The sequence below is a fragment of the Sulfobacillus harzensis genome, from assembly GCF_012933365.1.
GTDB classification, from domain to species: Bacteria; Bacillota; Sulfobacillia; order Sulfobacillales; family Sulfobacillaceae; genus Sulfobacillus_B; species Sulfobacillus_B harzensis.
Genome location: NZ_JABBVZ010000079.1, coordinates 1 through 15,442 on the forward strand (window position 1 = coordinate 1; position 15,442 = coordinate 15,442).

Sequence of the window (15,442 nt, forward strand, 5' to 3'; positions counted from 1 at the left end):
TGAGGGTCGAGTTAACGGGCTACTCTACATGCGGAGCGACGGCATCGCGGACCGACTACGCACACAAGCTGCTAGGCGCCAAGCCACCGTCGCCCCGATTACCTTGGACGGGACGACCCTCACGATTCGTGAGACCAATCGGGATAAGCGCTACCGCCGGGCATATACTTTGTCGGTGTACAGCGGGACTGCCCGCGAGCTGCCGGAAACCGGGGAGCCGTGAAGGCGTGACTAGTTGAACTGAGCTTCGCTGACCTCGTCCGCTAATTTGCGCGGATTGTTTTCACCTGCGCATGCGCGTTGACTGTTGCTCGCGGTCGCATGGTTCTCCTTAACCCCATTGACAGAATGTTGCGTTACGCAACTATCCGGCCCGTTAGCCGCTTATTAACCACATAAATCAATCTGTTTAGGCTGGAAGAAAACGGGGTATCATGGGGTGATGTGTTGCATCGATATTTGAAGTATAAAATGACCAAGGTAGTTTTGAAGTATAAAGTGTCCATCTGGACATTAATTGGGTAAACCCACAGCCACGGCATCAGATCCTTTCAGCACGGTTCACGTTCAGATTCATGCTATCACACCATGGACGGCCCATATTGAAACGGGACTCCCACCCGGCCTTCTCCAGGAAAATCAGAGCGCCCCACCGGGACAAAAACAGAGAACCCGAGGCCGTATATGACGACCCCAGGTTCGCGAGAACCGCATCTCACCCTGCGGGATAGTAGCGCGAGTATTTCTCCATGACTGCCCCTTGCTAGACGCCTACGGTGCGCTTTCCGAAGGGTCTATCGAGAGAAGTACTCGACGACGAGACTTTCACTAATGTTCACCGGGATCTCACTGCGTAGTGGCTGTCGCGCCAGTTGACCAACCCTCGTTTCCGGATCAAAGGCCAGATACGGTGGAACTATGGGGGCCTGTTGCCGTGATTCATCGATCGTCTTGAGAACTGCTCCCCTCTCCGTGAGGCCAATCACATCGCCGACCCGAACATGAAACGAGGGGATGTCCACACGCCTGCCGTTTACCGTGATATGCCCGTGCGTGACCAACTGACGAGCACCGTGGATCGAACGAGCGAAGCCCAACCGCCGCACAATATTGTCGAGCCTCGTTTCCAACAGCATGACCAACGTATCGCCGGTGACGCCCTTCCGCCGCTGTGCTTCGGCGTAATACCGTTTGAACTGCTTCTCTTTGACCCCGTAAATGGCTTTTAGTTTTTGCTTCTCCAAGAGTTGAAGTCCGTATTCGCTTTGCCGTTGACGGCGGGTCCGCCCGTGCTGTCCTGGTGGATAAGGACGTTTCAATGCGGGACATTTTGGAGAACCGCACAATGGTATTCCCGCACGCCGGCAAAGCCTGTGTTTGGGCCCGGTAAGTCTCGCCATGAGCTAACAACCTCCTTATAACGGGTTCCGTTGGAACTGCAGCGTTTTATTTTTTGTGTTGTGCCGGATTTTTAAACGCCAGAGAACCCGTTTGGAGGACAATTTTTGAACCGTATGGCCCCACAAAGTTTGAAATACTGTCAGCTGAACCGTTCGTCGAGTGTTTCAGGGTGAATAGGATGTCGCAGGTGCCGTATCTCGTCCCCCGCCTTTACCCGCCATCCAAAACTCGGTTGCCGCGGTCATGGTGACAAATACTGCCACTGCTGCGATGAAGGCCAGTGACGTCGAGCGGAGTCCCCGTTGGGTGACGGCCAATCCGGCGATGTCGGTAGTCGCAGCGCCTGTGCCGATGCCTTAGAGCACGCGAGCTGCATGATGTACCGATATGATGCCCCATTAACGGAAGGTTCAATGGTCCTTCCTACTTCCATGGCGTCTCGAACAAGGAAGTTCCTGGGGAGACGGCAGGAGAGCGCATCACGAATGCCAGAACTGAAGCAGCATTAACAGCGCCGCCCACAAGTTGAAACCCATATGAATGCCAATATTGCCACTCATCGAAGCAGACCGCACCCGGACAATGCCAAGCACCACCGCCAGCGGAAGAATTGGAGCCCATAGCCAGGGATGGGCCAATGGATGTGGGGAGTCGAGCTCGTGAACCAGAGCGAAGATGACAGAAACCACACCAACGGCGATGGGGGCCCCCGCTGCCCGAGCCAGACTGGTCTGCAACGTTCCCCGAAAGAGCCATTCTTCCATTACTGGGGCGAGGAAAACAATGATAACGAGCATCGCCATCAAGGGACCGGCGTGATGGCCAGCGGGTCCCATGAGGTCTTGGGCATCTGACGGCAGCGTATGGCCCAGCCATTGCTGCATTCCCACGCCCACCAGGGTTAGAGCCGCACCGATTGCCAATCCGCCTGCCAGCCCTTTCAGCCATAGGCGCCACCGCCATGGACTTTCAAACCACAGATGACGCGTCGCAACCACCCACGCCACCGCAGCTGCCCCACCAAAGGCGCACTCGGTTTCCGCAGAGTATGCCACGGCGGGCCAGCCATGAGTCACCTGGCTCACGGTAGCCAGATCGGCCAGTTTTAAGATTGTCATCACAATGATGGGGAGGACACCCGCCAGCGCGACCACCAGCAGAATCCCGAGGCCCCACGCAATCCCCCAGGTTGCCCAGTCCCGTGAGGTCTCCGACCTATTCAACGGACCCCCTCCTTATCTGCAAAGAGCATAACGAAACGGCTGGTTGGCGGCAATTTCTTGGCCCACTCGCAAGCGCGATCGGCTGCTCGCTCAACCAACATTTGGCTCAGCACATTCCGACTTAATTTGCCAGACGCCGGGACCTGGTGTGGGATAATTCAGATAGAGCCTCGGCTCCTTTAAATAATGCTTCGCAGAAAGAGGCGACCCCATGCTGTCAGAAGGTCTACGCATTTGGCGCGCCACCATTTCCAAAGGTGCGGTTTGGAGTACGCTCATCTGGTCTATTGTATTTGTGCTTCTGCTGGTGGCAATCCTTGCGGCGGTGGGCGCGGGCACGCTGGCATCCTCCTTTTATCATCCCACATTGCCAGGCACTGCGCCGGTCACTCCCGTCCAACCTGGGCGTGATTTAGCGGGCGTCGGTGTCATGTATCTGGTCATTCTGGCGGCGGGGCCCTTTCTATTGGCAGGCCTATATGGCTTGTATGGGCAAGCGGTAGCCGGGGTCCCGGTCGCTTGGCGATCCTTTTGGTCGTTCGCAACGCGGTTTTATGGCCGTGCCTGGGGTCTGTATTTCTTCGGATTCCTTTGGATGATCGCCCTCTCCATCGTCGCTGGTCTATTGGTTGCCGCACTCCATGTCGTCGGCGGCGTGGTCGCTGGTGTCATCTTTGTGTTGTCGTTGCCCTGGGCGATTCGCATGGCCGGAGGGCTTTTCGTTGACCGGCTGTCCTGGGGTGAGAGTTTCCGACAGATGTTCCAGAGCCGTCATTACGGTGCGCTTCTGGGCGGGTTATTTTTGGCGGTGCTGGTTTACATGATCTTGGTCGGCCTTTCGCTGTTGCTGGCCCGAGTCTCGGTCATCGGCATCATCCTATATATTGTAGTGGCGCTCTTTTTATCGGTCGCAGTTCCGGTCTGGGGATTTTCTCTCTATCGGGCCGCCTCATCGTAGCGGCCCTGATGGGTCCACGCCATTCCAAGATGCAGCGTGCAGCGACCCCGGTGTGCTGTCTAATCCGACGCCGGCCGCTACGGGCGCTCGCCAGCAGGATTCATCGAACCGGCGAACATCCGTCACGCAGCATTCCGATTCTCGAAAAGAAGGAATAAATAGCAAACCGAGTGCCCCTGAATAGGCACTCGGTTCGCTTAAAGAAGGCTTCTAACCGCTAGTTCACCATCGGGAGCATATTCTCAGCCAGAATCTCCGAGAAGTCCTTAACCTTGACACGCTCCTCAGCGCCCAAGGACTGCACGCCATCCCGCATCATCGTAAGACAGAACGGACAGGCAGTCGCGATCGTGTCTGCCCCGGTGGCTAGCGCCTGCTCGCTTCGCGCCTGATTGATCTTAGTGCCTACTTTTTCCTCCATCCACATGCGGCCGCCACCGGCACCACAACAGAACGACTGCTCGCGGCTCCGCTGCATTTCGCGAAGTTCCAAGCCGGGCACCGCCTTTAAGACGTCCCGGGGCTGGTCGAAAATGTTGTTGTAACGGCCCAAATAGCAGGAATCGTGATAGGTGACGGTGGCAGCCGTGCCGTTTTGCGGCTTTAACTTGCCTTCCTGCACCAACCGCGAGAGGAACTCGCTGTGATGAATCACCTCATATTCCCCACCAAAGAAGGGATACTCGTTCTTCAAGGTGTTGAAGCAATGCGGGCACGTTGTCACGATAGTCTTGACGCCGACGTCGTTTAATGTTTCAACATTTTGCTGGGCCATCATCTGAAATAGATACTCATTGCCCATGCGCCGCGCCGCTTCGCCATTACAGGTCTCGCGAGCGCCCAAAACCCCGACATCTACGCCGGCCTGCTTCATGAGACCCACCGTCGCTTCCGCCACTTTGCGGGCCCGGTCATCATAGGTGGCCGCGCAGCCCATCCAATACAGCACGTCGGCATGATCGCCGCGCGAGAGATCTTTGATGCCCATTTGCTCGGCGAACTGCTGCCGCTTATCCAGTCCCAGTCCCCAGGGATTACCGGCATTCTCCACATTCTTAAAGAACATTTGCGCCTCGTCCGGCATCTCGCCTTGGGTCAGCACCAAATGGCGCCGCATACCCACAATTTTGACGACATGTTCGTCAAAGACCGGGCAAGCCTCCACACACGCGCCGCAGGTGGTGCAGGACCACAGGTCCTCCGCCGGTGTCACACCGCCCGCCATGGGAATTTCCAACCGCTCCTTCTCTTCCTCGGTGCGGGCCGCCTCTGACTTTAGCAGAATAGGCCCCACGGCTTCTAACTGATGGCGGAGATCCACCATGATTTGTTTAGGCGAGAGATGCTTCCCGGTGTAGTTGGCCGGGCACTGCTCGGTGCACCGCCCGCACTGCACACAGGCATAGGCGTCGATCAGGTCGGTCCAGGCCAAATCGGTCACTTGCCCGACGCCGAAGGATTCGGCGTTTTCATCCTCCAGGTCAAGTGCCGGCAATTTGCCGAGCGGCTCCAAGTTGCGGTGATAAATGTTTAGCGGTGCAACAAAAAGGTGAAAGTGCTTCGAATAGGGCAGGTAGACCAAAAACCCCATTAGAGACAAGAGCTTCACCCAATCAGCGACCAAAATACCCCGCTGGTCGACCAGCGGCCCAAACGTTCTGAGCCACTGCGCCAGCAACCCGCCAATGGGTGCATACGACGAATGGGGATGAAGCGCGAGTCCAAACGACTCGATGGCTACGTCGGAAAGCACCACAATGGCGATCAAAATCAGCACCGCGAGGGCGTCAAAATTCCGCACCAAACGCTTCGGACGCATCACATAACGCTTGTACGCCGCCATACCAAGGGCAATTAAGACCGCCACCGCCATCACATCGGTGGCCGTGTTCAAAATCGATGCGGGGACACCGGCTGGGGCGCCAACACTGGGAAACAGCCCCCGCAGCAAAAAAATGATGGAACCGATCGTGAGGATGATAAATCCCCAGAAAATCGTAAAATGCATCGGTCCGGAGTATTTGTCCTTAAACAACCGTTTTTGCCCAAAAACAAAGGTCGCCACACTCTTGAGGCGCTGACCAGGATTCTGGCTGCGATCCAAGGGTTGGCCCAACATCACGTAACTCCATTTTTCTTGAACTAAAAGGCCAAACCACAAAAGCGCGAAAATAAATACAACAATGAAAAGAACGTGATTAATCCCCACACTGGATCCTCCCTTTAGCGTGCGGTTTCCTCCAGTGTATACGGAGACGATTTCCTTGCCAAGTGCAAGTATTGGGATTTGCGTTAACGGACGAGCTTGGGTTTATGCGAGAAGGATTCGCTGTGCAAGCGTATAGCCGACGGCAATCTGGGTGACTCCCTGCTGCACAACAACAGGCCCGCGTCCCAGCTTTTGCACCACCGTGAGCTCAGCGCCCGGCACCAGACCAAGCCGAATGGCCTCGGCCTCCTGCAGCGCGCCCTTAAAGGCCGCAATACGCACCGTCGTCCCCACCTTGGCCTCGGCCAAGGTCATGATTGTCCTCCCCTCCACGGTTCAGGCATGGTGGATGGAGCCGTTGAGCTGGGATCGCGATAGAAGATGCGGGCGACAACGTGCGAAAGCTCATAGACCAAGTAGATGCAGCTCCCGATAACAAGCATAGAAATGGCATCCGGCGGCGCCACAATAGCGGCGATCAAGAAGGACAGGACCAGCGCATAACGACGGTAGCGGCGTAAGGTCGCGGGTTCGAGAATGCCAAAATGGGCCAACACCCCTGCCACAAGAGGAAGCTCGGCCAAAAATCCGAAGGGCACCGTCAAGTAGATGATGAAGTTCAGATAATTGGACAAGGTCCAGTATTCCGCCACGCCGCCGCCCACAAATTTCAGCATCACGTGCAGAACCAATGGCACAAAAATCCAAAAGCCCGCAGCCATCCCGACCATGAATAGCCCCAATCCCGGTCCGGCCACTATCGCCACCACCCGCCGTTCGGTGGATGTTAATCCCGGAAAGATAAAGGCTGCCGCTTGATACAACAGAAGCGGAGAGGCCACCACCAGCGCCATGATGAGATCAATTTTAATCATGGAGAAAAAGGCTTCCGGAACGCCGGTGACGATGATGTGCTTGACGTGGGCGCGATGCACCAGCCAATCCATCGCCCGCTGGGAAACAAAGAATCCGCCTAAAAACAGAACACCGACCACAGCCAAGGAAATCCCAAGACGGTTCCTAAGCTCGGTTAAATGTTCTGTTAAGGGCATTTCGCGGTCATTCACGCGTCATCCCGCCTTCCTAAGCATCCACCATGCCGTGCCGAATGGCGTAGGCCGCCGCCTGCACCCGATTCTCCAATCCCAGTTTTTGCAAGATGCTGCGCAAATGATTCTTGACCGTGTTCTCAGCAATATTGAGGACATCGGCAATCTCGCGATTGGTGAGTCCGCGCCCGACTAAGGACAGCACCTCCTGCTCCCGCTCACTCAGATGCTCGAACCGGGATGTCTCACCGGCATGACTTTTGACGGCCACCGCATGGACAATCTTGGCCGCCACATCCAGCGAGATGGTACCTTCGCCGCTTAATCGACGGCGAATCTCAGTGAGAAACGATTCCGGCTCCATGTGCTTCAGCAAGTACCCTGATGCCCCCGCCCGCACGGCATCCAACAGCAATTCGTCATCGTCGCTGGCTGTGAGCATCAGCACTTCCATCTCGGGATACCGATCCTTGATCATCCGCGTGGCCTCGACACCGTCCCCATCAGCCATGTTAATGTCCATCAGCACCAAGTCAGGCCGCACCGTCCCGGCAAGGCGCACGGCCTCCCGCCCTCCGGCGGCCTCGGCGGCCACTTCCATGTCGGGCTGATCAGCTAAGAGTGATTTCAACGCCGAGCGGAATAAGGCATGATCATCCACTAGCATCAGTCGCGCTTTATCCATTCTCTGCGCTCCTTTGACTCACAGGAAACGTCAGGGTCACGGTCGTCCCCTTACGGGGCACGCTCTCGACATCCAAATGCCCGCCGATCGCCTCCGCACGCTCCCGCATCACCTGAAGTCCATAATGATCGCTGCCCAAGGACCCCTGATTATCAACCTGAAACCCTTGACCATCGTCGGCGACCACAAACCGGACTGTATGACCTTCCAGCCGACAGGCCAATGTGACCTGGCGCGCCTGGGCGTGGCGGCGAACGTTGGCCAACGCTTCTTGTATTATCCGCAAAATTTGAATCGATGCAAGCTCGTTCCAAAGCTCCCGTGGCGGACGCAGGGGCTCAAACCGGGTGGCGACCCCGCTGATTCTCTCGAACTCTGCCAACTGCCGCTCCACCGTTGGCCAAAAGCCCTCGTGCAGCCGCTGGCTCGCTCTCAGATCGTAGAGGGTTTGGCGCACTTCCAAATATGTTTGGTTGATTAACGACTCGATCTCGTCCGACGTTCTCATCAGCGCTGCCTGATCGAAGCGCTTCAACCCCTCACGAAGCTTGTACATCTCCAACTTTAAGACCGCCAAGTTTTGAGCAATGCCGTCATGCATTTCCCGCGCGATGCGTTCCCGTTCCTGGAGCGACAAGAGTGCCTCTTTGTACGAACGCCGCTCCTGCTCGATGTGCTCTATCGCACGAAACACATACCAGGAGAAAACCACGGCGCCGACTAAGGTCGTGCCGACGGCAATGGCGCTCACCACGGGGGGAGAAAAGTGGTGGCGCAGGTAGATGGTACGAAAAAGCTCGCCGCCCGCCACAAACACCGTTGGTCCCAATATCGTCAGTAGCTTTAGCCACAAGTAGCGCGAACGGTCATCCATAGGCTACCCCTCAATCCACCAGCCGCCCGGTCGCCAAAAATTCCAGGACTAAGTCCTCTATCCGTTCGGGCTGGTCCAGCAATGCCAAATGACCCGCATCCGGTACGACCCGAACCTGGCTGTTAGGAATTAAACGGGCCGCAGCGTCGGCCATATCGGGCGACGTTCGCTGGTCCAAGCTACCCACCACAATCAGCGTATCGTTTAGCACTTGAGGGAAAATCTCACGGTTGCCCACCAGATAGATGGCCGCCATGGCCGCCAGGTAGCGGTTGGGATCGGCGGTCTTCAAGTCCTCCGTCAACTGATCGCGGATTTCTGACGGGGTGGACGGCGCCAATGTGTTTTCAGCATACTGGCGGGCAAACCTCTCCATCCCGAGCTGACTTAACTCGGTGCGGCGCGACTCGATGTCCTGAGGCCCATTCTCAAACCCCGGGGTTGTTCCCATCAAAACCAGCCGAGCCACCCGCTGAGGCCAGCGGACGGCGGCCCGGGACATCACCCAAGTTCCCAATGATACGCCGATTAAATGGACTGGGCGCGCGGCAATATCCAGCAGTTCTCCCACATCGCCGACCCAATCCGCCAGGTTAGGGTCCATCGCCGCGTTCTCTCCAATCCCGCGTGGATCATAGGCAAACACCTGGTAGCGGCGCGACAAGGAGGGAATCAAACGATAGAAGAGGAAACGGCCCAGTCCCAAACTGGGATGGCAAATGACGGCCTCGGGCCCGTCCCCCGTTACGAAATATTTGAGACCCGATGGCGTCCGTTCCATCACACACTCCCCTTATCATGGGTTTGGTTTCGACCCGTATGCTTGACCCATTCGACCGCGTCGACATTTTCCAGTGATGACAAGTCGCCGGGACTCTCGCCCAAGTAGCTCGCGCGAATCACGCGACGCACCACCTTGCCATTGCGGGTTTTCGGAAGCTCCCGCACCCGATGCACCGCCTGCGGCCTCAAGGCCTTCCCCATATGTTCGGCGACGTACAGGGCGAGTTCCTCTTCCAGCCCCGGTTTTTCCCGGGCAACTACAAAGCAGACCAAGCTTTCCCCCTTGACGTCGTCGGGAACGCCGATGGCCGCCGCCTCCGTAACATCCGGATGAGACACCAGCACCGATTCGACTTCAGCGGGACCGAGGCGCTTTCCTGCCACCTTAATGGTATCGTCGCTGCGACCGAGGATATACCAGAAGCCCTCCGCATCCACGTAGGCAAAATCCCCATGCACCCAGATGTCCGGCCACCGACTCCAATAGGCATCCAGGTAACGATCGGGATTTTGCCAGAATCCCCGCGTCATGCCGGGCCAAGGATTTTTGATGACCAGCTCACCCACGGCTTGGCGCACCGGATCCCCGTTGTCGCCGACCACGTCCGCGGCAATGCCGGGCAGCGGTCCATTAAAGGCGCACGCCTTTTGCGGCTCCGTGGCGAAGGCGCTCAAGATGCCGCCCGAAATCTCCGTACCTCCACTGTAATTAATAATGGGACAGCGGCCGCCACCCACCTTGTCGAAGAACCAGCGCCACGGTCCCGGGTTCCATGGCTCACCGGACGACCCGAGGATGCGCAGCGAGGACAGGTCGTGCTTCAGAACAAACTCATCCCCCTCCGCCATGAGTCCCCGCACAGCCGTTGGCGAGATGCCGAACACCGTCACCTGATGGCGGGAAATCATGTCCCAAAGGCGGCCGGCGTCGGGAAAGTCAGGGGTTCCATCATAGAGCATTAATGTGGCGCCGGTGATCAGTCCCCCGTAGACCATCCATGGTCCCATCATCCATCCCATGTCGGTATACCAAAAGAAGACATCGTCTTGCCGGAGATCAAAGGCATGCCAGAGATCTTGCGTGGCCTTCAACGGAAAACCGAGATGCGGGTGAATAGCCCCCTTCGGTTTCCCGGTTGTGCCGGATGTGTAAATTAACAGAAGCGGCGTCTCACTTGGCACAATTCGAGTCGGATACGGCGTCTCGCCAGCTGCCTCGACAATCTGTTGATAATCCCATTCCCCTTCAAAAAGGGTCGGATGGGTTCCGGCGCGGTCTACCACAATAAGGCAATCCACGGTCGGAACTTCAGAACAGGCCTTTCGAGCCGTGTCCAGCATGGGAACAAAACGCCCCCGGCGTGTAAAACCGTCGGCTGTAATAACGACCTTGGCACCGGCATCGTGCAGGCGAGTGGCCATGGCTGACGCGCCATAGCCGGAAAACACCGGCATCACAATGGCGGCGAGTTTGGCACACGCCATCATGGCGGTCACCGCTTCCTTACCCATGGGCAAATAGACCGCCACCCGGTCGCCCGCTGTTACGCCGAGTCCTTCCAAACCGTGCGCCAAGGCGTCCGCAGCCTTTTTTAGGTCTCGGTAGGTCCAGCGGGTGATGCGCCCGTCTTCCGTTTCCTCAACGAGCGCCACCTTCTCCGCCCGCCCCTGTTCCACATGCCGATCCAATGCTGCGAGAGCCAGATTTGAGGTGCCGCCGACAAAGAACTGGGGAAATTGGATGCCGCGGCTGACGTCCATCACCTTTTCATAGGGGGTCGCAAAGGGCCAGTCCAGCATGCGAACGACGGCCTCCCAAAACCATTCGGGATCGCGGTCCGCCCTGTCGCGCAAGGCTTGAAGGTCGTCCAGTCCATGATGTTGCAAAAATTGGCCTAGACGGCTGGCGCGAATTGCCTCGTCATCGGGTCGCCACACGATTGGCTCATTCTCAAAATCCATGGCTAAGCCTCCTCCCGCGCCCACATAAGGGCCTGGTGATAGGCGGATTCGGTATCAATATCAAATGATGGCTGAGGGCGTCCTTTGACCTCCACGTCACAAAACACCCCATCGCTGCGCTCGCGCCATAACGCCCCTAACCCACGATCCCCGGTCAACGCCTCGACCAGAGAATCCCAGGCGGGGTCAAAAAAAACCGGATGACCGGGCACAGCGCCATAGCGGGCCCGCACCGCGTGAACCCCGGGCGGACGCCGGGAAAAGGCATGCCACACGGCTCGAATATCGGACGCGGTGACAAACGGCTGATCCGCCAGCAACACTCCAACGGCAACCGACCCCAGTTTCCTGCGAATTTCCTGAAGCCCTACGTGGATGGACCGCGACAAACCCTGTTCCGCCGACAGATTCACGACCGACCAAAATTCCGGACGGGGTAGACGGGACACAACCAAAGTATGAAAGCCCGCCGCCTGGCTGGTTGCCACCTGATGTTGGAGCAGGGTCTCGTCTCCCACCCACAACAAATCCGGCTTAGAGCGAAAAGCGAGCCGCGATGCCAACCCCGCGGCCAGCACCATCACGGCTCCCTCAGCGATGAATCCGTTCGCTTCCATTGAGCGAGCCCCCTGAGGTTCCGTTTTTGGCCGCCATGAGTTCCGCAACCAAGCTGACCGCCACCTCGCGTGGACTCTCTGCCCCCAAGTCCAAGCCAACGGGGCTGTGAAGGGGAATGCCCGCGGGATTGACGCCCGTCTTCGCTAGCATTTCCTGAGTGCGGGATTTCGGGCCCAGAACACCGACAAATTTCGGCTGGGACTGTGCCGCCAACGCCAGCGCCTCCTCATCACGGCTTTGATGATGGTTCATAATCAGCCAAAAACTCCCCGTCAGTGCCCCGGGATCGACCTCGGATGCCGCCTTCACCCAATGCACGGCGTCGGGAAAATGTTTGGCATTGTTCACGTGCCCCCGGGGATCCAGCACAATGACATCGAAACCGGCTTGATGCGCCAGTTGAGCCACCGGTTCCGCGTCGTGGCCGGCACCGGCTACCACCAGCCGGGACGGAGGCCGCATGATGTCCCACCACCAGCCGTCGGTCACGCCTGTCGTGCGGGGACTCTGAAGCAACTCCACCGCCTTAAAGGGCGGCTGGTCCTCGCTGAACACGGTCCAGGCGCCTTCAGCACCGCCAAAGAAGCGTCCGCCTTCCGGAAGCTCCGCTCCCCATACCAAAGCCTGATCATGTTGCAACGCCTCACCAAATGTCGTCCAAAACGGCTGATCGGGATTTAACGGCTCAATCCAGATGTCGACCTTCCCCTTACAGCCAATCCCCAAGCCCCACATTTCGTCTTCGGTGAGATCATAATGATGAAGACTAGCCTGTCCCGTGGCCATCACCTTCTCGGCGTGGCCAAATAAATCGCCTTCCAAGCAACCGCCGCTCAACGTCCCCTGCATGTGGCCATGGTCTGCCATCACCATTTTGGCGCCGGGACGCCGATATGCGGACCCTTCTACCTTCACGAGCGTCAGCCAGGCCACACGGTGACCCTCGCGATGCCACCCGAGAGCCTTATCCCATAAACTTCTCGCTTCACGAATCGAGGACATGCGAATCCCCCTTAGCCTTCCTGGGCCTTCTTAGCCTCTTGGCCAACCTTGGTGAAAAACTGGTTCATGATGAAGTTGGCCACCCCCGACAACATCCGCTGACCGACCCCGGCCACCGTGCCGCCAACCTTGGCGTCACCCTCATACACCACGTCGGTGCCTTGATCTTGGGGCTCGAATTTGACCTGCATATTCACGCTGACAAATCCACCGGGTCCCTGTCCATCCATCATCAGGCGGTACGACGCGCCCTCAACGGGGTCTTCGATGGACATGGTGCCTTGATAGCGTCCACGAATGGCTGCCACGCCCATTTCCATCTCAGCTGTGTATTTGTTGTCGCCCAACGGTTCCATCTTCTTAAGACCTGGCATGGTGCGCACCAATACTTGAGGATCGGTCAACAGTCGATAGCACAGTTGGGGTTCTGCTTCGATAAGCTTATGTCCCTGTAGTCGCATTGCGTCTCCTGCCTTTCCTCTTCATTATGACAAGTCCGCCTCTCATTTTCTACCGTCCGAAAGCGCCTCCCAGGCGCGGTCCAATTCCTTAAAACTCCCGATGCGGCGAAAATCCGCTGTCTGGCCCAAAACCGCCAAGGATGCGGTGCGAACCTGAGCCCCATCATATCCATAGGGATTCCACCAGATTATCCGCCGTCCCAAATAGCGCTCGAATCGCGTAATCCATCCCCGAAGCCCATGGCCGTCGCCGTCTTCAAGCCCATCGGAGATGAGCACCAGCCGGGAATTGGGGTGTATCCCGCGTCCCCGCTCCCGGCGCCACAGATGCTCAAGGCTTTCGGCAATGCGGGTTCCACCACCGCGGTCAGGCGTCAAAGACGCCACCTCCGCCAGCGCCTGATCGACGTGAAACACCTTCAGCGCTCGCGTGATGTTATTCAGGCGAGTGCTGAAGGCAAAAATTTCAAGGCGGCGCTCACGCCGTACGCGGGTGTGAAAGAACATGATAAGGGGACGAAAGTAGCCGCTCATGGATCCGCTCATGTCCAGCAATATGGTGACCGGCAACGGTTCCTCGGTTTGGGCATCAAACCACAACGTCATCCACTCATCCCCCGCTTGGCCGCGCCGCATGGTCTCCCGCGGATTCCAAGCATCCCCTTTTAGGCCCGGCCGTGTTCGCGTGGAGCGCCGCGTCAATGGCGGGCGCGGCTGTCTCCATAAAAGAAGCGAAGCCATTTCCGCATCGCTTAACCGATTCATGGGCTCGTGAGACAGGCGCTCCATCACGCTGGCTCCGCGGGCCAGGGGCACCGCGACGCCGTCTTCCATAGGCGGCACCGGATATTTTGGCGGGGCGATGAGCCAATTGGGCGAGGGCACCAGCGTCTCTTGCCGCCGTTGGCGCGCCACCTGGGCTAGATAGGTGTCTTGCGCAATCAACGGCGGCTTCTCCGGCCGACGCAACAGTTGCGCCCAGGCTTCGAAGGCTGCGTCGAAGAGCTCCGTTTCATCATGAGTGCGGCACCACACAGCTTTAAGCGACGCCCGTACCATCCCGGAATCGGATAGGTCGGCCAGGGCCAACGCCTTCAGGGCATCCTCCCAATCTTGGGATCCCAAGGCGAAGTGAAGCCGACGCAGCCCGCGCAGCAGAATGCCCAGATTCAAGGCTGCATTGCTCATCGCCCATTCACACCCATGCGGCTTTCCTCTAGCCATTGCACCAGACTGCTGGTCATTCCGCCGCCATGCGGCCGACGAAGCATCTCCACATCGTCGTAGTACTTCAACAACAACCCCAAGGTGGACTCTACCAATTCCGGCGTTAACACCTTGGCCTCTAAAGCTTTCAGCGCTTCCGCCCAAGCAATGGTCTCGGCCACCCCGGGCCGCTTCACCAACGGTTCCTCCCGTAATCGCGCCACAAAGGCGGTAATGGCGCTAGACAAATCCTCCCCGAGACCCGGCACCCGTTCTTCGAGAATTGCCCGCTCCCTCTGCAAACTGGGATACCCAATCCAAGCGTATAGGCAACGCCGCCGAAGCGCATCGTGAATCTCCCGCGTTCGATTGGAGGTCAGCACCACCAAGGGGATTTCTTCTCCCCGAATCGTGCCAATTTCCGGGACGGTCACCTGATATTCGCCCAAAAACTCCAGCAACAGCGCCTCGAAGGCCTCATCGGTGCGATCAACCTCGTCAATCAAGAGCACGGGCGCCGGAACCTGAGTCAACGCCTCGAGAAGCGGACGCGCGATTAAGAAATCGCGGCCGTATACATCGTCGGCGGTGACCCGCGGCGCAGAGTCCCCTTCCGCCAAGCGAATGGCAATCATCTGCCGTGCATAATTCCAGTCGTAGACAGCGCTTTTAGCATCAATCCCATAAAAGCACTGCAGCCGTATCAAGGGACGTCCCAACGCCAGGGCTGCCGCCTTGGCAAATTCCGTTTTTCCGACCCCGGGCTCGCCTTCCAGTAAAAGCGGCCGCTCCAGCTTCAGCGCCAGGTAGGCGGCAACCGCCAAGTCGCGATCCGCCAAGTAATGTTGGGCCGCCAAGGAGCGGGCCCAGTCGGCGGGGCTCTGAACATGGGTCTGCAATAATGAGTCCCCCTCATGAAGACGGGGCTGTCCCAAAAGGGTCCAGATTCGGACCCGGAGGGGGCAGCCTCCTTCTTCTCGATTGACGCAAAAAACCGCATGGGATCAACAT

Annotated in this window: 16 protein-coding genes; 2 read left to right on the forward strand and 14 right to left on the reverse strand. The window is 57.9% G+C overall.

Annotation, left to right across the window (positions count from 1 at the left end):
* A partial coding sequence (locus tag HIJ39_RS16915; protein WP_207711749.1) for a hypothetical protein occupies positions 1-223 on the forward strand: 223 nt, incomplete at its 5' end.
* 571 nt (positions 224-794) lie between these two features.
* Here HIJ39_RS16915 and rpsD read toward each other — a convergent pair.
* Complete coding sequence (gene rpsD / locus HIJ39_RS16920; RefSeq protein WP_169101775.1) at positions 795-1,400, reverse strand: 30S ribosomal protein S4; 606 nt, start codon at positions 1,398-1,400, stop codon at positions 795-797.
* A 480-nt stretch (positions 1,401-1,880) separates the two neighbouring features.
* Positions 1,881-2,624 (reverse strand): CPBP family intramembrane glutamic endopeptidase, encoded by a 744-nt coding sequence (locus HIJ39_RS16925; protein ID WP_169101777.1) that lies wholly within the window; start codon positions 2,622-2,624, stop codon positions 1,881-1,883.
* A gap of 211 nt (positions 2,625-2,835) precedes the next feature.
* Between HIJ39_RS16925 and HIJ39_RS16930 the strand changes: the two genes are divergently transcribed.
* Entirely contained in the window at positions 2,836-3,582 is a 747-nt protein-coding gene (locus HIJ39_RS16930; protein WP_169101779.1) for a hypothetical protein, read from the forward strand.
* 217 nt (positions 3,583-3,799) lie between these two features.
* Here the strand turns inward: HIJ39_RS16930 and HIJ39_RS16935 are convergent, their stop codons facing one another.
* From HIJ39_RS16935 to HIJ39_RS16990, 12 genes are all read right to left on the reverse strand, one after another.
* Positions 3,800-5,791 carry a heterodisulfide reductase-related iron-sulfur binding cluster gene (locus HIJ39_RS16935; protein ID WP_169101781.1) on the reverse strand — a complete coding sequence of 664 codons (1,992 nt, stop codon included), beginning with the start codon at positions 5,789-5,791 and terminating at the stop codon, positions 3,800-3,802.
* A gap of 102 nt (positions 5,792-5,893) precedes the next feature.
* Positions 5,894-6,106, reverse strand: a complete 213-nt coding sequence (locus HIJ39_RS16940) for a FeoA family protein (RefSeq protein WP_169101783.1) — start codon at positions 6,104-6,106, stop codon at positions 5,894-5,896.
* On the reverse strand, positions 6,103-6,858 hold the full coding sequence (tatC, locus tag HIJ39_RS16945) for a twin-arginine translocase subunit TatC (RefSeq protein ID WP_169101785.1): 756 nt from the start codon (positions 6,856-6,858) through the stop codon (positions 6,103-6,105). Before tatC ends, HIJ39_RS16940 begins: the two co-directional genes overlap by 4 nt.
* A gap of 16 nt (positions 6,859-6,874) precedes the next feature.
* On the reverse strand, positions 6,875-7,525 hold the full coding sequence (locus tag HIJ39_RS16950; RefSeq protein ID WP_243239786.1) for a response regulator: 651 nt from the start codon (positions 7,523-7,525) through the stop codon (positions 6,875-6,877).
* Positions 7,518-8,399: a sensor histidine kinase gene (locus HIJ39_RS16955; protein WP_169101786.1), complete on the reverse strand. Its 882-nt coding sequence runs from the start codon at positions 8,397-8,399 to the stop codon at positions 7,518-7,520. Before HIJ39_RS16955 ends, HIJ39_RS16950 begins: the two co-directional genes overlap by 8 nt.
* A 10-nt stretch (positions 8,400-8,409) precedes the next feature.
* Positions 8,410-9,180: an alpha/beta fold hydrolase gene (locus tag HIJ39_RS16960; RefSeq protein WP_207711750.1), complete on the reverse strand. Its 771-nt coding sequence runs from the start codon at positions 9,178-9,180 to the stop codon at positions 8,410-8,412.
* Positions 9,180-11,144, reverse strand: coding sequence for an AMP-binding protein (locus tag HIJ39_RS16965; RefSeq protein WP_169101788.1), 1,965 nt, complete (start codon positions 11,142-11,144; stop codon positions 9,180-9,182). Before HIJ39_RS16965 ends, HIJ39_RS16960 begins: the two co-directional genes overlap by 1 nt.
* A gap of 2 nt (positions 11,145-11,146) precedes the next feature.
* Positions 11,147-11,761: a nucleotidyltransferase family protein gene (locus tag HIJ39_RS16970; RefSeq protein ID WP_207711751.1), complete on the reverse strand. Its 615-nt coding sequence runs from the start codon at positions 11,759-11,761 to the stop codon at positions 11,147-11,149.
* A complete protein-coding gene (locus HIJ39_RS16975) occupies positions 11,736-12,764 on the reverse strand; it encodes an XdhC family protein (protein ID WP_169101789.1) in 1,029 nt (342 codons plus the stop codon). The genes HIJ39_RS16970 and HIJ39_RS16975 overlap by 26 nt, the downstream gene beginning before the upstream one ends.
* Before the next feature lie 11 nt (positions 12,765-12,775).
* Positions 12,776-13,225 (reverse strand): SRPBCC family protein, encoded by a 450-nt coding sequence (locus HIJ39_RS16980; RefSeq protein ID WP_169101790.1) that lies wholly within the window; start codon positions 13,223-13,225, stop codon positions 12,776-12,778.
* Between the two features lie 42 nt (positions 13,226-13,267).
* Positions 13,268-14,413, reverse strand: a complete 1,146-nt coding sequence (locus HIJ39_RS16985; protein WP_169101791.1) for a VWA domain-containing protein — start codon at positions 14,411-14,413, stop codon at positions 13,268-13,270.
* The gene (locus HIJ39_RS16990) at positions 14,410-15,330 is read right to left on the reverse strand and encodes an AAA family ATPase (RefSeq protein WP_169101792.1); all 921 of its coding nucleotides are present in this window, start codon (positions 15,328-15,330) and stop codon (positions 14,410-14,412) included. The genes HIJ39_RS16985 and HIJ39_RS16990 overlap by 4 nt, the downstream gene beginning before the upstream one ends.
* Positions 15,331-15,442: the final 112 nt, after the last annotated feature.